This is a genomic window from Bacillus sp. XB1, from assembly GCF_053557995.1.
On the sequence record NZ_JBNRIL010000001.1, the window covers coordinates 2,134,271 to 2,154,265 of the forward strand.

Annotated in this window: 23 protein-coding genes; 1 reads left to right on the forward strand and 22 read right to left on the reverse strand. The window is 36.6% G+C overall.

The genetic code is table 11. From position 1 onward, the window contains the following. Positions 1–70: 70 nt before the first annotated feature. From ACK1U5_RS10835 to ACK1U5_RS10865, 7 genes are read right to left on the reverse strand one after another with little or no spacing between them, the layout of a single operon-like run. Positions 71–1,051 carry a biotin--[acetyl-CoA-carboxylase] ligase gene (locus ACK1U5_RS10835; protein WP_001192063.1) on the reverse strand — a complete coding sequence of 327 codons (981 nt, stop codon included), beginning with the start codon at positions 1,049–1,051 and terminating at the stop codon, positions 71–73. Continuing rightward, on the reverse strand, positions 1,036–2,229 hold the full coding sequence (locus tag ACK1U5_RS10840) for a CCA tRNA nucleotidyltransferase (protein ID WP_000439316.1): 1,194 nt from the start codon (positions 2,227–2,229) through the stop codon (positions 1,036–1,038). The genes ACK1U5_RS10835 and ACK1U5_RS10840 overlap by 16 nt, the downstream gene beginning before the upstream one ends. Then, positions 2,216–3,361 (reverse strand): N-acetyl-alpha-D-glucosaminyl L-malate synthase BshA, encoded by a 1,146-nt coding sequence (gene bshA / locus ACK1U5_RS10845; RefSeq protein WP_000768305.1) that lies wholly within the window; start codon positions 3,359–3,361, stop codon positions 2,216–2,218. The genes ACK1U5_RS10840 and bshA overlap by 14 nt, the downstream gene beginning before the upstream one ends. Then, positions 3,358–4,062, reverse strand: coding sequence for a bacillithiol biosynthesis deacetylase BshB1 (gene bshB1 / locus ACK1U5_RS10850; protein ID WP_000015673.1), 705 nt, complete (start codon positions 4,060–4,062; stop codon positions 3,358–3,360). Before bshB1 ends, bshA begins: the two co-directional genes overlap by 4 nt. Before the next feature lie 11 nt (positions 4,063–4,073). Beyond that, the gene (mgsA, locus tag ACK1U5_RS10855; RefSeq protein ID WP_000684765.1) at positions 4,074–4,469 is read right to left on the reverse strand and encodes a methylglyoxal synthase; all 396 of its coding nucleotides are present in this window, start codon (positions 4,467–4,469) and stop codon (positions 4,074–4,076) included. Between the two features lie 14 nt (positions 4,470–4,483). Continuing rightward, positions 4,484–5,284 carry a dihydrodipicolinate reductase gene (gene dapB, locus ACK1U5_RS10860; RefSeq protein ID WP_000658809.1) on the reverse strand — a complete coding sequence of 267 codons (801 nt, stop codon included), beginning with the start codon at positions 5,282–5,284 and terminating at the stop codon, positions 4,484–4,486. Next, positions 5,284–5,625: a nucleotide pyrophosphohydrolase gene (locus ACK1U5_RS10865; RefSeq protein ID WP_002108639.1), complete on the reverse strand. Its 342-nt coding sequence runs from the start codon at positions 5,623–5,625 to the stop codon at positions 5,284–5,286. The genes dapB and ACK1U5_RS10865 overlap by 1 nt, the downstream gene beginning before the upstream one ends. 376 nt (positions 5,626–6,001) lie before the next feature. On the opposite strand from ACK1U5_RS10865, the gene ACK1U5_RS10870 reads away from it, so the two are divergent. Further along, positions 6,002–6,883, forward strand: a complete 882-nt coding sequence (locus tag ACK1U5_RS10870) for a YitT family protein (RefSeq protein ID WP_000202121.1) — start codon at positions 6,002–6,004, stop codon at positions 6,881–6,883. A 28-nt stretch (positions 6,884–6,911) separates the two neighbouring features. Here the strand turns inward: ACK1U5_RS10870 and ACK1U5_RS10875 are convergent, their stop codons facing one another. The 15 genes from ACK1U5_RS10875 to ndk form a co-directional block, all read right to left on the reverse strand. Then, positions 6,912–7,553: a uracil-DNA glycosylase gene (locus ACK1U5_RS10875; RefSeq protein ID WP_000876871.1), complete on the reverse strand. Its 642-nt coding sequence runs from the start codon at positions 7,551–7,553 to the stop codon at positions 6,912–6,914. Between the two features lie 102 nt (positions 7,554–7,655). Further along, positions 7,656–8,339: a zinc metallopeptidase gene (locus ACK1U5_RS10880; RefSeq protein ID WP_058839490.1), complete on the reverse strand. Its 684-nt coding sequence runs from the start codon at positions 8,337–8,339 to the stop codon at positions 7,656–7,658. Between the two features lie 101 nt (positions 8,340–8,440). Further along, positions 8,441–9,229 carry a sporulation protein YpjB gene (gene ypjB / locus ACK1U5_RS10885; protein WP_000831583.1) on the reverse strand — a complete coding sequence of 263 codons (789 nt, stop codon included), beginning with the start codon at positions 9,227–9,229 and terminating at the stop codon, positions 8,441–8,443. A gap of 107 nt (positions 9,230–9,336) precedes the next feature. Further along, positions 9,337–10,023, reverse strand: a complete 687-nt coding sequence (gene lit, locus ACK1U5_RS10890) for a lipoprotein intramolecular transacylase Lit (RefSeq protein WP_000414377.1) — start codon at positions 10,021–10,023, stop codon at positions 9,337–9,339. Between the two features lie 25 nt (positions 10,024–10,048). Then, positions 10,049–10,639, reverse strand: coding sequence for a DUF1405 domain-containing protein (locus ACK1U5_RS10895; protein WP_025967075.1), 591 nt, complete (start codon positions 10,637–10,639; stop codon positions 10,049–10,051). 118 nt (positions 10,640–10,757) lie between these two features. Further along, positions 10,758–11,525 carry a menaquinol-cytochrome c reductase cytochrome b/c subunit gene (qcrC, locus tag ACK1U5_RS10900; RefSeq protein WP_000554603.1) on the reverse strand — a complete coding sequence of 256 codons (768 nt, stop codon included), beginning with the start codon at positions 11,523–11,525 and terminating at the stop codon, positions 10,758–10,760. Between the two features lie 43 nt (positions 11,526–11,568). Further along, on the reverse strand, positions 11,569–12,243 hold the full coding sequence (qcrB, locus tag ACK1U5_RS10905) for a menaquinol-cytochrome c reductase cytochrome b subunit (RefSeq protein ID WP_000932700.1): 675 nt from the start codon (positions 12,241–12,243) through the stop codon (positions 11,569–11,571). Next, positions 12,244–12,756, reverse strand: a complete 513-nt coding sequence (gene qcrA, locus ACK1U5_RS10910; protein WP_001280593.1) for a menaquinol-cytochrome c reductase iron-sulfur subunit — start codon at positions 12,754–12,756, stop codon at positions 12,244–12,246. A 137-nt stretch (positions 12,757–12,893) separates the two neighbouring features. Next, positions 12,894–13,355, reverse strand: coding sequence for a YpiF family protein (locus ACK1U5_RS10915; RefSeq protein WP_000871314.1), 462 nt, complete (start codon positions 13,353–13,355; stop codon positions 12,894–12,896). 154 nt (positions 13,356–13,509) lie between these two features. Next, the gene (locus ACK1U5_RS10920) at positions 13,510–14,046 is read right to left on the reverse strand and encodes a ReoY family proteolytic degradation factor (RefSeq protein ID WP_001095925.1); all 537 of its coding nucleotides are present in this window, start codon (positions 14,044–14,046) and stop codon (positions 13,510–13,512) included. Between the two features lie 73 nt (positions 14,047–14,119). Next, a complete protein-coding gene (locus tag ACK1U5_RS10925) occupies positions 14,120–15,382 on the reverse strand; it encodes a tetratricopeptide repeat protein (RefSeq protein WP_001168671.1) in 1,263 nt (420 codons plus the stop codon). A 328-nt stretch (positions 15,383–15,710) separates the two neighbouring features. After that, positions 15,711–16,823 (reverse strand): histidinol-phosphate transaminase, encoded by a 1,113-nt coding sequence (gene hisC, locus ACK1U5_RS10930; RefSeq protein ID WP_025967073.1) that lies wholly within the window; start codon positions 16,821–16,823, stop codon positions 15,711–15,713. A gap of 132 nt (positions 16,824–16,955) precedes the next feature. Further along, on the reverse strand, positions 16,956–18,041 hold the full coding sequence (aroB, locus tag ACK1U5_RS10935) for a 3-dehydroquinate synthase (protein WP_000526812.1): 1,086 nt from the start codon (positions 18,039–18,041) through the stop codon (positions 16,956–16,958). Next, positions 18,041–19,213, reverse strand: coding sequence for a chorismate synthase (gene aroC / locus ACK1U5_RS10940; protein WP_001269386.1), 1,173 nt, complete (start codon positions 19,211–19,213; stop codon positions 18,041–18,043). The genes aroB and aroC overlap by 1 nt, the downstream gene beginning before the upstream one ends. Before the next feature lie 264 nt (positions 19,214–19,477). Further along, on the reverse strand, positions 19,478–19,924 hold the full coding sequence (ndk, locus tag ACK1U5_RS10945) for a nucleoside-diphosphate kinase (protein WP_000415883.1): 447 nt from the start codon (positions 19,922–19,924) through the stop codon (positions 19,478–19,480). Positions 19,925–19,995 lie beyond the last annotated feature (71 nt).

Sequence of the window (19,995 nt, forward strand, 5' to 3'; positions counted from 1 at the left end):
TTTATTATCATGTTACAAATTCAACTCAAAACTATTGAAATAAAAAGAAGTTCCAAAAGAGGAACTTCTTTTACTTAATTTCGATATCTGCAGAATGAATATGATGTACTTTCCCCTCATGATCCTCCAGAAGTAATACACCATCCTCTGTGATTCCTTTTGCTAACCCCGTAATTGTCTCTCTCATCGTTCGAGCGGTAATTTCTTTCCCGATGCTCACAGCGTAACTTTCCCAAAGAATTTTAATGACAGAGAAACCATTTTGTAAATATTCTTCATATAATTTTTCTAGTTGTAAATAGATTTGTTGCATAAGTTCTGCACGAACAATCGGCTTACCTGATTCAATCGCTAATGAAGTAGCAATGTGCTGAATTTCTTCATCAAAATGTTCTTGCTTTTGATTCGCATTAATACCGATGCCCATAATGACAGCATTAATTTTATCAGGATCCGCTTGCATTTCTGTTAATATACCTACAGCCTTTTTACCTTGAATTAAAATATCATTTGGCCATTTTATTCCTACGTTTACACCTGTACATTTTTCAATTGCCTGTGCAACACTAACAGCCGCTAACAAAGTAAGTTGCGGTGCATGATGAACTGGGATTGACGGGCGTAAAATAATACTCATCCAAATCCCTGTTCCTTTTGGTGAATGCCATTTTCTGCTTAAACGACCTCTTCCCGCTGTTTGTTCTTCTGCTACAACGACAGTTCCTTCTTCTGCACCTTCATAAGCAAGTTTTGCTGCAATGTGCTGCGTTGATTCAACAGTTTCTTCAAAATACACTGTTCTACCAATCCGCTTCGTTTGTAGCCCTAGCTGAATTTCATTAGCAGTCACTTTGTCTGGCTTACTTGCAATTCGGTAACCTAATCGGCGCACAGCTTCAAGTTCATATCCCTCACTCCGCAGATCCTCCATATGTTTCCACACAGCAGTTCTTGAACAACCAAGTTTATCACTAATTGTTTGGCCGGATACAAACTCGCCATCCGCTTCAGAAAAAACTTGCAATAACTGCTTTCTTATAGTAGATTGCATCCTTGCAGCCACTCCCTTATACGCTCTTTCTCATTAACTACGTTTCCTTGTACGATTGCTTCTTCGATTTTCTGAAGCATTTCAGCAACCCACGGACCAGGCTTTTTGTTTGCCCAGTTTAATAAATCATTACCAGTCACATTCATTTCTTGACGTTCCTGGATTGGCAATGCATGAAACATTAATTGTACTCGTTCAACAGATGTAGGGTCATAGCTTTCAATCATCGCTTCATATACTCTCTCTGCCATTTCAGCGATATGAATTCCCGTTTTATAAAGAAGGACTGTATCCCAATCCTTCTCCTTTCTAGTACGAATTGCCAATAAAACTGCAACAATATCTTTTATTTTTTTATTCGAAAACTTCCATTGACGTAAAAAGACAGATGGATGTTCTTCTCCGATACAATATAAGAAAAATGCCCACGCCTCAATATCCGTTTCGAAAGAATCCCATTTATACTGCGTAGCTTTTAACAGTCTCTCTTCTGACATTTGTAAATATGGCAAATGAGAAAATAGCTTCGTCTCTACTAATTCTTTGAGACCTTTCACACAATATGTACCAGTTAACAGTTTCTCAAACTCTACTGTAATACGCTCAATTGCTATATGTTCTAGCAAATGCCCATGCGTTTCAATCGCTTGCTTCGTTTTCATTTCTAATGAAAAACCTAACGTGCTTACAAACCGAATACCACGCATCATTCGCAGGGCATCTTCTTGAAAACGATCCGCAGCATTTCCAACTGTCACAATTTCTCTCTGTTGAATGGCTTCCTGTCCAGCAAATAAATCAACCATTTTGCCTTCTTCTGTCATAGCAATTGCATTCATCGTGAAATCACGACGTTTTAAATCCTCTTCTAATGAACGAACAAATTGAACACTACTAGGTCTTCGAAAATCTTCATATTCGCTTTCTGTTCGAAAAGTAGTTACCTCATAAGGCTCACCATTTTCTACAACAATTACAGTTCCATGCTCAAGACCAACAGGAACATTTCTTGGAAATATAGCCATCACTTCTTCTGGTAGAGCAGATGTCGCAATATCAATATCTCCAATCGGCCTATCGATAATAAGATCTCGTACGCTCCCACCAACAAAGTAAGCCTCATGTCCTTGTTGCTTTAATGTCTCAATAATAGAACTAGCTTTTTTAAATCTTTCCATTTTTGTCATCCCTTAGTACGTCATAGTAAATCGTTTCATATTGTGAAACAATTTTTTCTGAGCGAAATTGCTCATAAACACTTTCTCTTGCTCGTTCTCCCATATTACGGTGAAGTTCCTCGTCCTTTAATAGCTGAATAGCTTGATTTGCCACTCCTGTTGTATCGCCAACTTCACATAAATATCCTGTTTCCCCGTGTTGAATAACCTCTGGAATACCTCCAACCCGCGTTCCGATACAAGGTACACCACACGCCATTGCTTCTAATAAAACAAGACCAAAACTTTCCTTCTCTGATAGAAGCAACATTAAATCACTCATCGCAAGTAGTTCTGCAACATTATCTTGCTTCCCTAGGAATAAAACGCGATCTTCAATATGTAAATTCTTCACTATCTGTAAAATCGTACAGAATTCTGGTCCGTCTCCAACAAGAAGCAACTTCGCATCTACTTCTTTAACAATTTTAGCAAATGCCTGAACAACATCCTGCACACGTTTCACTTTACGGAAATTCGAAATATGAATAAGTACTTTTTCACTCTCACTTATACCGTATTCTTTCTTTAATTGAGACATATTACGCTTGAAATATACACGTTCGTCTATAAAGTTATATACCGTTTGAATTTCTTTACTTGGTTTTACAAGCTCATGTGTTTCGTTAATTAATGAATGCGAGACAGCAGTGACAACATCCGATTGCTCAATACCAAAACGAATTAAATTATTTAACGAAGGGTCGGAACCTAACACAGTAATATCTGTTCCATGTAAGGTTGTAACAATTTTAATACGCTCTCCGATCATTTGTTTTGCTAAATATGCACAAATTGCATGTGGTATTGCGTAATGCACATGTAAAATGTCTAAGTTTTCTCTTTGTGCAACCTCGGCCATTTTACTTGCTAACGCTAAATCGTATGGTGGATATTGAAATACAGAGTATTGATTTACCGTCACTTCATGAAAATAAATGTTTGGATATACTTTATTTAACCGGAATGGTAAACCCGATGTAATAAAGTGAATTTCATGCCCACGTTCCGCCAATTGCTTTCCTAATTCTGTTCCAACAACTCCAGAACCACCTACAGAAGGATAACATGTAATACCTATTTTTAATTTCATTTACATCCCCCTAATAAATCAGCATGTAATAAAACCGGTTTCTTACTCATAAATCCCTCGGCATACAAGACTCCAACTTCTTTTCCAAACATCTTCTCACGAGCGATTACAGTTTCAACGTAACCTTCTGTTAACGGTGTCTTAACACCATCGCTCCCTGTTGAAAACTGACTTTCATACGCTTCTAATGCTTCCACCTTTATAGAGAGGTACTCACTTATATCTATACAAAAATTCGGTTTATGAAAACCATTAATCATATAATTATAAAAAGACTCCACACGATGTGGTGAAAGTTCCGGCATATATTTACGGATTCCTGCTGAAAAAATAGCCTCTTCCACAAGCTTTGCACAATTTGCATGATCTGGATGGCGATCTTCATAGTACGGTGCAAAAACTAGTTTTGGTTTATATGTACGGATCACCTTGACAATTTCACGTATATACTCTTCTTTCATATACAAACCACGGTCTGGCATCGCTAAATTCAGCCTCGTTTTTACTCCCATTATACGAGCTGCAACCTTCGCTTCTTCTTTTCTCAACTCTATCGTTCCATTTGAAGAAAGATCAGCTTCTGTTAAATCACAAATACCTACTTCATACCCTTGCTTTGTATATTTAGCGATGGTACCAGCCATGCCGATTTCAACATCATCGGCATGAGCACCAAACGCTAATATATGTAATCCACTCATAATTGTTCCCCTCATTTTCTTAACTTACGATAATCTAAATCTCCTCGCTCTAATGCGTGCATTAACATTTCAGCACTTGCCATATTCGTTGCAAGTGGAATCGCATATACATCACATAAACGAAGCAATGCATTCACATCCGGTTCATGCGGCTGTGCTGTTAATGGATCGCGGAAGAAAATCACCATATCTAAATCGTTCTTTGCAATCATTGCACCAATTTCTTGATCTCCACCAAGAGGGCCAGATTGATATCTTGTTACAACTAATCCAGTCGCTTCCATAATACGAAGCCCTGTCGTTCCTGTTGCAAATAATTCATGTTGTTCAAAAATTGGTTTATATGCGTATGCAAACGAAACCATATCATTTTTCTTTTTGTCATGTGCGATTAAGGCAATTTTCATCCGTTGTCTCCCCTTTAGTCGATAATATTTTCTAAACCGTACACAAGATGATCAAGGTTCATTACTGTCTCAATTGATAGTTTTACACCTGACATAAATGATGCACGATTGAATGAATCATGACGAACTGTTAACATTTGTCCATCTCCACCGAACATTACTTCTTGGTGTGCAATAAGCCCTGGCAAACGTACACTATGAATGTGAATACCGTCTACATTTGCACCACGTGCACCTGCTAGTTGCTCTACTTCTTTTGGATGACCTTGCTGCTTTGATTCACGATTTTGACGAATTAACTCTACCGTTTTTACAGCTGTACCAGATGGTGCGTCTAATTTTTGATCATGATGTAATTCAATTACCTCAACATCTTGGAAATATTTCGCTGCCATTTGTGAGAATTTCATCATAAGAACTGCACCAATTGCAAAGTTTGGAGCAATAATTGTTCCTACTGCTTTTTCTTTTGCATTCTCTGTTAAACGTGCCAATTCTTCTTCTGTAAATCCAGTTGTACCAATAACCGAACGAAGTCCACGCTCAACTGCAAGTGTAACGTGTTGTTTCCCCACTTCTGGTGTTGTTAAATCTAACAACACATCTGCTTCTACTTCATCTAAACAAGTATGTAAATCAGCGTAAATCGGTGCATGTAATGCTGGCATGCCAGGTAAATCAGAAATCTTCTCACCACCATGCTTATAATCCACTGCTGCTACTAAATTAAAATGTTCCGTTCTTTCCATAAGAAGAACTGCTTCATGTCCCATACGTCCTCTTGGTCCGGCGATAATTACTTTAATTTCTTTCATTATTCTTTCTCTCCCTCATCAATACGTGTCCAGCGATCTTTATCACGTGTATTAAATTTATTCATTACAATGTTATGTGCTGTCTCTAAATCAATATTTAAACTATTTGCCATACAAATCATAACAAATAATACATCTCCAAGCTCTTCTTCAATACTTCTTTCTTTTTCAGTTGTTTTCTTCGGTTTCTCACCATAATAATGATTTACCTCTCTTGCAAGCTCTCCCATTTCTTCCGTTAAACGAGCCATCATTGCAAGCGGACTGAAATAACCTTCTTTAAACTGACCAATATATGCATCTACTTCTTTCTGCATATCTTTCATCGTTTTTGCTTCCATACTATTCACCTCTAATCCTTCCTCTTTCATGTTAGCCAATTCATCGCGATTTGACAAATATTATTCCCCGCCAAACACCTATTTGCGACCCATTTTTGGATAGACTATAATAAAGTGAAACTTCTTTTGCGCTTTTTGCAAAAGATTAGTTGAACTAATCGAGTTCCTACGGCTGGTTTGCCCCTCTTCTTTGCTTCATCTCCTATCAGCCGTTAGAGCGGGATAAAGTGAAACCTTCTTTTGTGCTTTTCACAAAAGATCAGCCCACATCAATCAAGTTCTTACTATTTTCACTAGCAACTAGAAATTACTTATTATTATGTTTTACTGTTTCAGCGGAGCAATGCAATCATTACATAATTAGGGGGATTTCTATATGACATCAAAATTGAAGATGCGAAATATTATTTTTATTTTAATCGGTTCCGCTATATTTTCTTTCGGTATTGTCAATATCAATATTGAAAACCACCTTGCAGAGGGTGGGTTTACTGGTATTACACTATTATTGTATTTTTTATTTAAGTTTGATCCTTCCTACTCAAACTTAATTTTAAATATCCCTATATTTTTTATTGGTTGGAGGTTACTTGGCAGAACGACATTTTTATATACATTAATTGGCACCTTTAGCGTATCTTTATTTCTATGGATTTTCCAGCGTTACGAAGTACTCAACTTACATTTAAACTTGCAAAATGATATGACACTCGCAGCTTTATTCGCCGGGGCATTTATCGGTATCGGCCTTGGAATAATATTTAAATATGGCGGGACTACTGGCGGTGTAGATATTATCGCACGACTAGCTCACAAATATGTTGGCTGGAGTATGGGGAAAACAATGTTTATGTTTGATGCTGTCGTTATCGTAGTCTCTATTCTTACCTATTTATCATACCGCGAGGGCATGTATACGCTAGTTGCTGTTTTTATCGGTGCTAAAGTCATTGATTTTATGCAAGAAGGAGCTTATGCTGCCAAAGGAGCGACTATTATCTCAGAAAAAAACGATGAAATTGCTGCCAAAATTTTATCTGAAATGGAGCGCGGAGCAACCTTTTTAAAAGCTGTTGGATCGTATACAAAAGTGGAACGTAACGTATTGTATTGCGTTGTTGCTAAAAATGAAATCGTGAAATTAAAGAATATCATTACTTCTGTAGATCCTCATGCTTTTGTCGCTGTAAGTGATGTACATGATGTAGTTGGTGAAGGATTTACGTTAGATGAAAATAAAAACCCTTTACATAATTAAATGTAACTAGAAAAGCGCCTTAGCTTTTCTAGTTTTTTATTACAAGTCTTTTAAGCTTCTCAAAATCCTCATGAATAAGCTCCAATAAACTCCGATTATAAAAAATGGAAGCTGGATGAAAAGTCGGAAAAACATGATATTCTTTCTCTGACCATGTAAACTCTGCACTTTGCATATCCTTTAATTTTTGAATGGGCTGTTTTAATAATTGCCCGTGTACATCTGTGATTTTTTTATTTTTTCCTGTTAAACGTTGAAGACCGATATTTCCAAGCGTGACGATAAGCTTCGGATGTATTTTCTCTAATTCATAATCTAACAAAGGCGCATGGGCAACTATTTCTCCCTGATTTGGCGTTCTATTATACTTTTTTTGTATGATTTCACCATTTCTTTCTTTTTTCTCTCGCCATTTATAAGGTCTACTTCGAACAGCGCTCGTAATATATACTTCTTCCCTTGTAACATCAATACGCTCTAAAAAATCCATTAATTGTTTTCCCGCCCTCCCGCTAAACGGAATCCCATTATGAATTTCTGTTTCACCAGGCGCTTCTCCTAACAACATAAATTTGGGATTTTCAGGACCTTGTCCACTTAAAAAACCTTCTAGTTGATAAGGAGCACTTCGCTCTTGCACTTGTTTTACTAAATGGTCTGGATATTTCATTTCCCCCCACCGCCTTTCCGCATTACTTCTATTATTTCTATTTGCAATACATTATATAATTCAATCCATACAACAAAAAAAGACTATCAAAATTGATAGTCTTTAGTCGTCGCTACGCTGCATACCAGTATACATTAATACGAGACGTAATAATTCAAATACCGCTACAGCTGCAGCTGCTACATATGTTAATGCTGCCGCATTTAATACTTTACGAGCTTGCCCATATTCATCTGTTGATACAATACCTAACGCTTCAATTTGTTGCATTGCGCGCTTTGACGCATCAAACTCAACTGGCAATGTAACGAGCTGGAACACAACACCTGCTGCCATTAAAATGATACCTAATAACAACAAACCAGACATTTGTGCAAATATACCGATTAGGACGAAAATCCAAGACATATTCGAACCAAAGTTTGCAACTGGCACTAACGAATGACGAACGCGCATAAATTTATAATCTTTTGCATCTTGAATTGCGTGTCCTACTTCGTGTGCTGCAACTGCTGTACCAGCAACTGAATGTCCATAATAGTTATCTGTTGATAATCGAACCGTCTTAGCGGTTGGATCATAATGGTCTGATAAATGACCTGGTGTTTCTTCTACAGCTACGTTGTATAATCCATTTTCATCTAAAATTTTTCGAGCCACTTCCGCTCCTGTCATACCTGATGTTGAATAAACTTGTGAATACTTGCTATAGGCACTACGTACTCTTGACTGTGCATACAACGGTATGATCATTATGATCGCGAAGTAAATTAAATAAAACATCATGAACCTCCATTGAAGTTTTAATTATAGTACTTCTCATTCTATTTTCTTCTGCCACTATTGTCAATGAATAAACCTTACAATCCATATCTTTATTTATTGCATTATCTATTTTTAGAATGTACATTACTTTTTCTTTTTTCTCTCTCTCCTTTATACTTTCTCCATCCAACATAAGTTAATGTGAAGAAAATAAGTCCCCCAGTAATTGTCATAAACCAAATGAGAGAGGGTGCAATTTCATCTTTTTTTACTGTGTGAAATATCTTTTGCAAATCCCCTTTAATAATCCCTAATTGCATTTGGCCGCCTTTCGTTTTTAACATAACGTTACGAAATTCATCTAAATAAGATAAATGAACATTTACACGCTGAACCTCGTTTTCTGGCAAAGCAATCATTAAGCTTGGATAAATAATATTGAATTCATTTAAAAACGTATTTAACGTTTGTTGAAACTGCCCAGCATCTTCTTTTTCCATCGCTTTTTCCATTTGAGAAAAGGCATCCATTACTTTCCTTTCTCTTTCCATCCAAAGTGGTTGATATTTCGATACTTGTGCATCAACAGCAAGTTGTAATGCCAGCACATTATCAATTTTAGCTTGCTTACCTAAACCTTCTTCAGAGAGCGATTGTTGCGCCTTATCGTAAGCTAAAGAAATAACTCTAACTTGATCTGGTGTTACTTCCTGCTTCTTTTCATTCCCCTTTATTAAAAATTGCTCCGAGAAATGTTGTAATACTTGTACCGCTTTTTCATCTTCATTACGCTTCACTAACTGTAACGAGTCGTCTAACAACCCTGTTAGCTCATTCCACTCTTCAGCATATATACGTAACGGAAACATTATAATTAGAAATGCTATCAATCCAATTAATGTTCTCTTCATCCCGGTCCCCCCTATAACTACTAGTACAAAATATGTTAATTTGGACAAGAATAGAACAGAACTAGACCGAAAAATATATTATCATTTTACAAAGAAAAAAATTCTCTTTAAGCAGAGAATTTTTTCTGTGACATCCTTTTCTTTTTTACGAAATATCGATATAAACTGTAACAAAGTATACTACCACCTAAAATGAATAATAAAATAGCACACGCAGCATGCATAAAGAACTCTTCTGGTAACATTAATATAATTGGATCTTTTTCAGGATCAAAAACCCAATAATCATTACTAAATAAAAGTTTATGGAATAATACAAAACTCTTTTCAAAATTAATAGCAATTGGTAACATAAGCGCTATCGGAAAAATGATTGTTAAAATCGATCCGTGCAGTAAAAACTTTTCATTTTTCTTTTTTAATAAATAAATTCCGCCTATCACTGCAATCATAATTGTCGCATACATCACATATTGAATCTTTACTAAAATATTTTTAACATCTACAAAATGAATACGGCCATTTGTGGACATATCTAATGTTGGCAAATGTAATGCTCCGTCATAAAACGGGGATAAATATGTAATAAGCACATCGTAATTTCTTTTAATTTCATCCTTCGTCATATCCGCTAAATCAGGAATATTTAAAAAATCAATTTCAAAATAATACAGCCATTTTCCATAGACAACTGCCGTTGTTGCGAGTGCAAAAATAGAAAATGCTATGCTATATGAAACAACTAAAGTAATCAATCGATCCAATATTTTTGTACCACTCTTATTTTTCTCCATGTTCTCCCCCTAAATGTTCTAACCATCATAAAGAAAATTGTTTCCTTTGCTCACGTAAGCAACAATAATATGTAATACATAGTACAGCAATACTTAACCAAAACGTAAAATAACCAATTTCCTCTACAAACAAATGCATAATTCCATATCGCGGCATTTGCCAAAATAAATAATCAATTGCATCGTTATGCAACGTCCACACAGCTGCTACTATAAAATGCCATTTTTTTATACGATAGAATGGAGCATATAAAAATCCTTGTACTGCCATCGCAAAGTGCGAAAGCATTAACATGTAGCCCATAAGGCCAATAGGCCCTTTTACGTAAATCATAATCCCGTTTACAACAACAGCCCAAATACCATATTTTATTAAAGTTACAATCGCTAACGCTTCTATTAATCCCCAGTTTCTCTTTGCCAAAAAAGCAATTAAAACAAACACAAAAAAGAGACTCGCCATAGGACTATCTGGTACAAACGGCCAAAATATAGGTGACGTTTCTTTCAATTGATTTCCGTACCATATAAATCCGTAAATTGTACCTAATATGTTAACAATTAATAAAAATAATAATACCGAGCGTTGTCTTAACATTGCATACAAGTACACCAATCCGTATGTCCAACACCTTTCAAGCAAAGTAATTCATTCATTAAATCCTACTCTATTATAACAAACTTCATCCAACTAAATAGAAAAGCTGACTACAAATTTTGTAGTCAGCTTTTTATTATTTTTTATTATACTTTGCAACGAATTCCGAAAGCTTCTTCAGTTCCTCATCCGTACCTTTAAATACACCTTTAGGCATTGAACCTTTTCCCTCTTTCGCAATTTTAGCAATTTCTTCTGGCTTTAAAGTTAAGTTTTGCAGTGCCGGTGCTGCTGCCCCGCCTTGTAAATTGTCACCATGACATGTTAAACAAGTATTTTTTTGCATTAATTTATAGCCATCATCATTTTTATCAACTGGCGCTGTTTTTACAATTGCTCCTTGTTTTTTTGCAGCTTCCCAGTCGTGGTGTGCTACAGATTCCCAAGTTAAAAAGATAATCGATGCAATTGCTAAAAGCATAAATCCAGTTGCCACAGGACGCTTCAATGGACGTCTTTCTGGACCTCGATCAAGAAATGGAGCTAACAGTAATGCTCCAAACGCAATCCCTGGCATAATAAATGCTCCAATTACAGTAAATGAACCGGAAGCATAAGAATACTTTAATAACTGATACAAGAATAAGAAATACCAATCTGGAAGTGGTATATATCCAGCATCTGTTGGGTCCGCCATTCTCTCAAGCGGCGACGGATGCGCCACTGTTAAACATAAATAACCGATTAAAAAAACTGCACCAACCATCCATTCTTTTAACAAGAAGTTCGGCCAAAATGCTTCTGTTTTCCCTGGGTATTCAGAATAGTCTTTTGGAATATTTGGTTTCCGAGCTACTGGTACCCGAGAGTCTCCTACAAACTTCATCCCTTTGCCGCGATGCATAATCTCCCTCCTTTAGTTCTTTCCCCTTTAATTTAGCAATCTCTTATAGTGGACCGGAAATACCTTGTTTGCGAATCATGATGAAGTGGAAGGCCATTAAACCTAGAAGTGCTGCTGGTAAGAAGAAGACGTGAATAGCAAAGAAGCGAGTTAATGTTTGAGCGCCAACAATTTCGGAATGACCAGCGAGTAATGTTTTAATATAAGGACCAATGAGCGGTGTTTGCTCTGCAATTTGAATCCCTACTTTTGTAGCAAATAAAGCTTTCATATCCCACGGCAATAAATATCCGGTAAAACCAAGACCTAACATAACAAAGAAAATAAGAACACCAACAATCCAATTTAACTCACGGGGCTTTTTATACGCACCTTGGAAGAAAACTCTGAGTGTATGTAAAAACATCATTACAATTACGAGACTAGCACCCCAGTGGTGCATACCACGAACAATTTGCCCATAAGCAACTTCATTTTGTAAATAGTAAACTGATTCCCAAGCATTTTTAATATCAGGCACATAATACATCGTCAAAAACATTCCAGATAAAATTTGAATTACAGTAACGAAAAAGGTAAGTCCTCCAAAGCAATAGACGAATGCAGAAAAGTGATGTGCCGGGTTTACATGTTCAGGTACTTCATGATCAGCGATATCACGCCATATTGGTGTAATATCCAATCTTTCATCCACCCAATCATAAATTTTATTTAACATCTACTTTGCACCCCCTCTTGGCTTCGCTTTTCCTAGATACAGCGTTCCATCTTTCACTTTAGACTCGTACACATCAAGCGGAGCAAGGGGTGGCGTACCTTTAATGTTAATCCCATCTTTTGTATAACGCCCCCCGTGACATGGGCAAAAGAATTGATTCGGATGTGCTTTGTCCGAATTCCAGTTAACTGTACATCCTAAATGTTTACATACTGGAGAGAACGCAACAATGTCTCCGCTTTCATCTTTATGAACCCAAGCCGATTTTGGTTCTTCAGACTTGTACCAACCATCAACCTGCTTCACTTTAAAATCGAAACGCTTCGGCTCTGTTGTAATATCCTTTACTTGCGCAACAGCAACCATATCTGTTCCCGCTTCTTTTCTTAACACCGGATCAAGCGCAAATCGCGTCATCGGCATTAAAATACCGGCAGCCATAAAGCCTCCTACCCCTGTGAGTGTGTAATTTAAAAATTGTCTTCTTGACACGCGATGTTCTTTGTCGCTCACGAAAATTTCCCCCCTCTATCAGAAATTGTCCCCTCGTGATAAATTATATAAAAAATAAAAACTAGGACACTATCATGATATAATACGCTCATGCACAGGTCAATATCATACTACTCATAATAATAAGAACTTTCTGTTTATTGCGAGTTTCCCCATTTCTCTTCCAACATCACCATTATATTTTTTATATGCGCATGAATAACTTCTCTTTTTGCTTGATCACTAAATTGTTCTAACGCTAATGAAGGAAACCAAAATAAATCTCCCTGTAACTCTTGCATATCCTCTTTCCATGAAAAATCACTTGTAACATAAGCAATATGCTTAAAACCTTCACTTCGTAAATGATTTGTCCATTCTTGCAAACGACCTTTTTCATTCTTTTGACTTTCTACCAAATACGTAAACGCAGGCAGTAAAAGCACTCTTCCTTTATACTCTCTTTCCAATTCCGTGCTCAACAATTCGATAAATTCACCTTGTTCTACAACCATTTTCATTTCTTTTGCTGCCGAAATTGATAACAGCGGTATTACTCCTGTATCAACATACTCTCTTGCTTGCTCAAACTGTTCTACATCTTTTACAATCCACTTCAAATCCCTTCCCTCCTTCACTTGCAAATGACAGAACTTTCACTTTATATATATTAAACCACACTAAAAGAGGTAAAAAAAGAAAAACTACCCAATATAGGTAGTTTTTCTTTATAAAAGTCTGAAATTTGTAAAAATTAATTAATCCAAATAAATTCTATAAAGTCTTTAACTCTGCCGTTAATCTATGAAACGCTTCCTTATCCTGCTTATCTAACGCTTCATCAATTTGTTTCAAAAGGCGTTCTCTCCTAAACGAAAATACACTTTCTTCCAAAAACCTTTCTGCAAGTAAACGATCTTTTTCATTTACTTCAATATGCTTTGGTAGATATGGGTTTTCTTCTAATACAGCTACATAATTCGCATTTTGAAACGATGATTTAAAGTTGAGTTGAATATAAATATCCTCATCTCGATTTAAACGAATATCATGAAACGATTTTTCAGCATCTGTTGTCATAACATTTTGTTTAAAAAAGTGAAACGGTGTGTCTTTCACACAATTCGCTGACATCACTAAGCCACGCGGACAATATTTTGCATGCTCTACGAAGTGGACTTTATGCATCAATTGGTCGTGACTCATTAAATAATTCAGAATCCATACACATTCACGCTGTTTCAGTTGGTAATTATTCAAAAACCATTTTACAAAATCCTTCTTCTCGTTTACAGAAACAGGGGTATTCATAGCAATTAAGTCCCTCCTCTGTCTTTCTCTTTTCTTTTTAGATTCAAGAAGCGGCATTCAGTTTCCTTCCAACTTATGAAAAATCCTCTAAATTATATAACAATTCTTCAATATGAATTTGTGTCGGGTCTAGTTGTAATAACTGGGTAAATACTTCTTTCGCCTCTTTTCGTTTTCCTTCTTCCAATAAGAAATAACCGTACTCTTCTAAGAAGTCTGGATGATTCTTAAAAGAAGTATATGCACTTTCATAGTGTTTTAATGCATCCGAATACATTTCTAATTGTTTTTTTGCATACGCAAGATCCCAAAGTAGTTGTGTATCTGGTTCTCCACTATCAATAGCACGCTCTACAATTGCAATTAACTCTTCGTACTTTTCTTGTTCTTTTAAGATATATGCATATTTTAATGTTGCACCTAAATGCCCTGGATCTAACTCAAGCGCTTTTTGAAGAACTTCCTCTGCTTCTACTATTTTCCCTAATTTCGCCGCAATGTTCGCTAACTCTACATAAAATGGAACTGAAAGCTCATCTACTTTAATTCCTTCATGAAGCGTTTCATAGCTTTCTTGAAGCATTCCTTCTTTTTCATAGCTTTTCGCTAAATACATGTACAGTGATGCGTACTCAGGGTCTAATTCTTTTAGTTCTTGCCAAGCACCAATTGCTCTCTGATATTCTTCACCTTGGTATAATGTAAAGGCATATCCAAATAATGAGTGAATATCTTTTTGTTCCTCTAGGCCTGCTTCATAATAAGAAATCGCTTCTTCCCAGTTTCCGATCGCGCTTAACGTTTCTGCGAGGCGAAGTGCGATCACAACACCACCCATTACTTTATGTTCCGCTAATAGCGATTCATAATAAGTAATTGCCTTTTGTTCTTCACCTTTACTACTATATAATTCTGCTAACCCAAACGTAATAACAGGTTCATCAGGCATCATTTCTTTCGCCTTTAATAGTTTTTGCTCTGCTACATCATCAAAACCTTGCATTTGGAATAAATCTGCAACAAGTAATAACGATTGAACATATAAATCGTCATTTTCTGGAATATCATGAAGCACTTCAATCGCTTCATCTTCTTTATCTAGATCAATATATAATTCTGCTAAAAATACAGTGAATTCACTTTCTTCTGGATACAGTAAACGTAAGTCTTCAGTAATTGCTAATGCCTCATCTGTAAATCCAAGCGTATGATAGTAACGAGCGATATCATACTTCTCTTCATCATTCGCAATTTTTAATTGTTCTTTTAATAATTGTAATCCTTTTTCCGCTTCACCATTTTCAATATATGAAACAGCTTGTTCAAACTTTTGCATAAACGTCTCCTTTAATTCTAAAAAATATTCTCTTCTGTTCATTTATCATAAGCAACTCACTGTTAGAACGCAACCTTTAGAATGAGCATACTTCTTCTTATACTTCTTCTTACAGAGTAGTTAATTGTTCAAAAGGTTCGGATATGACACCGATACCTTACCATCATCTTCTATTGTACCGCTTTCTTTTATGACCGTGCAAATAACTTCTCTCACTAATTATCGAGCCATACAAACCGTGGTTTACAGAATAACTTAATTAGCAGTCTTCAACCTTTATTTTGAATGCGATAAAAAAGGCTCCTATACTAGGAGCCTTCACAATCTCTTAAGAATATGTTTCTTCTTTCTGTACTTGCTCATTTACAAGCTCTTTCAGCAACTCTATAATTTCATCATTTTCTTCCTTCAAACCGACAGTAATACGAATACCATCATCGATACCAAATGCAGCACCAGAACGAACGATATATCCTTTTTTCATTAATCGTTCGAAAGCTTCATTACCCGGTATACCAAGTTTTAAGAAAATGAAATTTGTTTGAGATGGATAATAGAATACGTTATATTCTTTACAAAATGCATAATACTGATTTAAACCTTCAGCATTCTTTTGCACACAATCTTGTAAAAAGGCTTGATCTTCTAATGCAGCGAGTGCTACAGATTGGGCTACAGTTGATGTATTGAATGGTAACCTAGCTACTTCTAGCTGTCCGATTAACTTCGCATCCCCAATCGCATATCCGATACGAAAAGCAGCTAAACCATATGCTTTTGAAAACGTGCGTAAAACCATAAGATTTTCATACTTTTCAAGAAGTGGTAATGTTTGCGGATAGTCTTCTGCTTCCGCGTATTCATAATATGCTTCGTCCATAATAACGAGAGCCGACTTAGGAACTGATTCTAAAAATGAAAGTAATTTTTGTTTCTCAACATATGTACCTGTTGGATTATTCGGATTACAAATCCATACAATTTTCGTTTTCTCATCTACTTGCTCTAGCATTGCATCTAAATCGTGAATACCATCTTTAAGTGATACTTCACGAACTTCTGCTCCTTCAATAACAGCATGGTGATGATATTGTGAAAACGTAGGATTCGCCATTACAACGTTTGTTCCTTCATGTAATAACGCTCGGCTAATCATTTGAATGACTTCATCTAATCCACTACCAAATAGTAGTTGTTCTGCTTTTACACCTAAATGTTTCGCTACTTTTGTCCGAAGTTCAAAGGCATATCCATCTGGATAAAGGGCATATTGGCTCGCTAAAGAAGTTAATGCTTCTGTCACACGTGCTGAACAACCGAATGGATTTTCGTTGGATGCTAATTTCACAATTTTTGATAAACCATATTCTCTTTTTACTTCTTCAATGTTTTTCCCAGGCACATACGCTCTCAAAGTTAACAATTGCTCTTTCACTCTCATTTTTCTTCCCCCAGTCATTTCATTCAATTTGATTACAATACGGTTATAGCCCCTTACTGTAATCTTTTGTCATAACCGTCACTATTACGAGAATACCTCTAAATGAGCACTTCACAGCACTTCGCTATCATTTTAAACCATATCTTTTTGAAATGCCTCTAACGCAATATGAACAGTCTCATCTGAAATAGATACGACATTCACTACCCCATATTCCTGCATAAGCACCATATGAATTGCTCCTGCATTTGCTTTCTTATCTTGTTTCATCAATTGAACGAGGCGCTCTACATTCAAATCTCTTGGCATTTTTGGATAGCCGTATTTCAAGAACCACTGCTTCATATCTTCATAAGCAAGATCAACCTTGTACACTTGCTCACTTAAAAATATGGCGAATAACATTCCAACCGCTACACCGTCACCGTGAGTAATATTTCCATACCCTAGCTCTTTTTCAAGAGCATGTCCTAACGTATGTCCAAAGTTCAAATGAGCACGTACACCCTTCTCTGTTTCATCTTGTGACACAACATTTGCCTTTACAGGAATCGCCTTCGTTAATATATGGATTAACTTCTCATCATGAAGATCCGCTAATGTTTGCACTTCTTCTTTTAACCAATGGTATAGCTCCACATCACCGATAAGAGCATGCTTTATCACCTCTGCATAACCTGAACGCCACTCTTTTTCAGGAAGAGACTGTAAAAACGGTGTATGATATACAACTGCTTCTGGCTGATGGAATGCACCAATCATATTTTTACCTAACGGATGGTTAATCGCTACTTTCCCACCCACTGCGCTATCGTGCGCTAATAAAGTTGTCGGAACCTGCACAAAGCGAATACCACGCATAAACGATGCAGCAACAAAACCAGCTAAATCTCCAATCATTCCGCCTCCAAGTGCAAGAATTAAAGAATTTCTATCTAATTTATTTTCAAGAGCTGACGTATGAGCCGCATAGAAATTTTCGAAAGACTTCTCTTTTTCGCCACTTGGTACAACAAACGAAAACACGTGCTGCTCTACTTGTAATGCATCGATAACTGTCTGTAAATGTAGTGATGCAACAGCTTCATCTGAAATGATCATTACGTTAGATACCGCTGGCTGCATATTTTGAACGATCGTTGTTAAGTTTGACAACGCTTCTTTACCAACATGTACATCATATTCTTTTGATTTCGTTTGAATATGTATGTTTCCCATTAAAATCCCCTCGCATATTCATTATGTTTCTCAATATTTTCACGAATTAGTTCCATACGATCTAATCCGAATTGTTCTATTAAAGCTGTCGCTAATTCCCAAGCCACAACCGCTTCTGCAACGACACTAGCTGCTGGCACTGCACAACTATCTGAACGTTCAATACTCGCTGTAAAAGGCTCTTTCGTATCAATATCTACACTTTGAAGAGGTTTATAAAGTGTAGGTATCGGTTTCATCACACCGCGCACAACAATTGGCATTCCAGTCGTCATACCGCCTTCTAGTCCACCTGCATTATTTGTTCTTCGTGTATATCCATGCTCCTCATCCCACAGAATTTCATCATGAACTTCACTTCCTGGTCTATGCGCTGCTTCAAAACCAATTCCAATCTCGACACCTTTAAAAGCATTAATACTCATAATTGCAGCTGCTAATTTCGCATCCAGTTTTCGATCATAATGCACGTAGCTACCTACTCCAATTGGCATCCCTTCCACAATTACTTCAACGATTCCACCAATTGAATCACCATTTGCTTTCGCATCATCAATCGCTTTCATCATTTGGTTACCAGCTTCTTCATCTAAGCAACGTACAGGAGATGCTTCTGTAATACTCTTTAATTCTTCAATTGAACTATACGTAATCTCCTTAGCTTGTACACCGCCAATTTCAATTACATGGCCCGCCACTTTAATACCAAGTTCTGCTAACACCTTTTTAGCAACCGCACCAGCAGCAACACGCACCGTCGTTTCGCGCGCTGACGAACGTTCCAGTACATTCCTCATATCTCTATGACCATATTTAATCGCACCATTTAAATCAGCATGCCCAGGCCTTGGTTTTGTCACTTTCCTTTTCATCTCTTTTTCTTCTTGCTCAGTTAAAGGCTCCGCCCCCATAATTTTTGTCCAGTGTGCAAAATCACGATTTTCAACAACAAGTGCAATAGGGGAACCTAATGTTTCTCCATGTCTAACACCACTTAAAATTTGCACTTGATCCGTTTCAATTTGCATGCGTCTACCGCGCCCATATCCCTTTTGCCTTCTAGCTAACTCTTCGTTTATATCATCTGCTACTAAAGACAATCCTGCCGGAACACCTTCTATAATCGTTGTAAGTTGTGGACCATGAGATTCACCAGCTGTAATATATCGCATACGTTATTCCTCTTTTCGTATATGTATTTATCTCACTATATTAACTTTTATCATTCTAAAAATATTAAAGAAATTATATCATAAATCGACCATTTTCTTATTCTATATTTCCGATAGGCCTAATTTAAATATCAACATATCATAACAGCTCAAACTTCGTAACTAACTGAAAATAAAAAAAGTGCAAGAAGAATACCCCTATTCTCCTTGCACTTTTTACTATTATCACAGTGATTAAAGCGTTTACAAATTATTTCAAAATAATTAGTAAATCCATTCATTCATTAATTTTGAGTAGTCAACTAATTCTTCTTCTTTAAAGAAAATAGCAATCTCGCGCTCTGCGCTTTCTAAAGAATCAGAACCATGGATAATGTTTTTCGCAACAGTTACACCGAAATCTCCACGAATTGTTCCAGGAGCTGCTTCATGTGGTCTTGTTTTCCCCATCATGTTACGCGCTGTATCTACTACACCTTCACCTTGCCATACCATTGCGAACACAGGTCCAGATGTAATAAAGTCTACTAACTCACCAAAGAAAGGTTTTTCCTTATGCTCAGCGTAGTGTTGTCCAGCAATTTCCGGAGTGACTTGCATTAATTTTGCACCAACTAATTGAAAGCCTTTTTTCTCAAAACGAGCTACAATTTCCCCAATGAAGGCACGTTGTACACCGTCTGGTTTTACCATTAGAAATGTTTTTTCCATAAAAAATCTCTCCACTTCTGAATTATGTATGTAATTGTATATCCCCACACACATATTATCACCCTTATCAC

What these genes read in the sequence shown, in the direction of transcription:
- ACK1U5_RS10835 (WP_001192063.1), bottom strand. Translation starts at nt 1,051, where the DNA reads ATGCAATCTACTATAAGAAAGCAGTTATTGCAAGTTTTTTCTGAAGCG.
- ACK1U5_RS10840 (WP_000439316.1), bottom strand. Translation starts at nt 2,229, where the DNA reads ATGGAAAGATTTAAAAAAGCTAGTTCTATTATTGAGACATTAAAGCAA.
- bshA (WP_000768305.1), bottom strand. Translation starts at nt 3,361, where the DNA reads ATGAAATTAAAAATAGGTATTACATGTTATCCTTCTGTAGGTGGTTCT.
- bshB1 (WP_000015673.1), bottom strand. Translation starts at nt 4,062, where the DNA reads ATGAGTGGATTACATATATTAGCGTTTGGTGCTCATGCCGATGATGTT.
- mgsA (WP_000684765.1), bottom strand. Translation starts at nt 4,469, where the DNA reads ATGAAAATTGCCTTAATCGCACATGACAAAAAGAAAAATGATATGGTT.
- dapB (WP_000658809.1), bottom strand. Translation starts at nt 5,284, where the DNA reads ATGAAAGAAATTAAAGTAATTATCGCCGGACCAAGAGGACGTATGGGA.
- ACK1U5_RS10865 (WP_002108639.1), bottom strand. Translation starts at nt 5,625, where the DNA reads ATGGAAGCAAAAACGATGAAAGATATGCAGAAAGAAGTAGATGCATAT.
- ACK1U5_RS10870 (WP_000202121.1), top strand. Translation starts at nt 6,002, where the DNA reads ATGACATCAAAATTGAAGATGCGAAATATTATTTTTATTTTAATCGGT.
- ACK1U5_RS10875 (WP_000876871.1), bottom strand. Translation starts at nt 7,553, where the DNA reads ATGAAATATCCAGACCATTTAGTAAAACAAGTGCAAGAGCGAAGTGCT.
- ACK1U5_RS10880 (WP_058839490.1), bottom strand. Translation starts at nt 8,339, where the DNA reads ATGATGTTTTATTTAATTTACTTCGCGATCATAATGATCATACCGTTG.
- ypjB (WP_000831583.1), bottom strand. Translation starts at nt 9,229, where the DNA reads ATGAAGAGAACATTAATTGGATTGATAGCATTTCTAATTATAATGTTT.
- lit (WP_000414377.1), bottom strand. Translation starts at nt 10,023, where the DNA reads ATGGAGAAAAATAAGAGTGGTACAAAAATATTGGATCGATTGATTACT.
- qcrC (WP_000554603.1), bottom strand. Translation starts at nt 11,525, where the DNA reads ATGCATCGCGGCAAAGGGATGAAGTTTGTAGGAGACTCTCGGGTACCA.
- qcrB (WP_000932700.1), bottom strand. Translation starts at nt 12,243, where the DNA reads ATGTTAAATAAAATTTATGATTGGGTGGATGAAAGATTGGATATTACA.
- ACK1U5_RS10920 (WP_001095925.1), bottom strand. Translation starts at nt 14,046, where the DNA reads ATGAATACCCCTGTTTCTGTAAACGAGAAGAAGGATTTTGTAAAATGG.
- ACK1U5_RS10925 (WP_001168671.1), bottom strand. Translation starts at nt 15,382, where the DNA reads ATGCAAAAGTTTGAACAAGCTGTTTCATATATTGAAAATGGTGAAGCG.
- hisC (WP_025967073.1), bottom strand. Translation starts at nt 16,823, where the DNA reads ATGAGAGTGAAAGAGCAATTGTTAACTTTGAGAGCGTATGTGCCTGGG.
- aroB (WP_000526812.1), bottom strand. Translation starts at nt 18,041, where the DNA reads ATGGGAAACATACATATTCAAACGAAATCAAAAGAATATGATGTACAT.
- aroC (WP_001269386.1), bottom strand. Translation starts at nt 19,213, where the DNA reads ATGCGATATATTACAGCTGGTGAATCTCATGGTCCACAACTTACAACG.
- ndk (WP_000415883.1), bottom strand. Translation starts at nt 19,924, where the DNA reads ATGGAAAAAACATTTCTAATGGTAAAACCAGACGGTGTACAACGTGCC.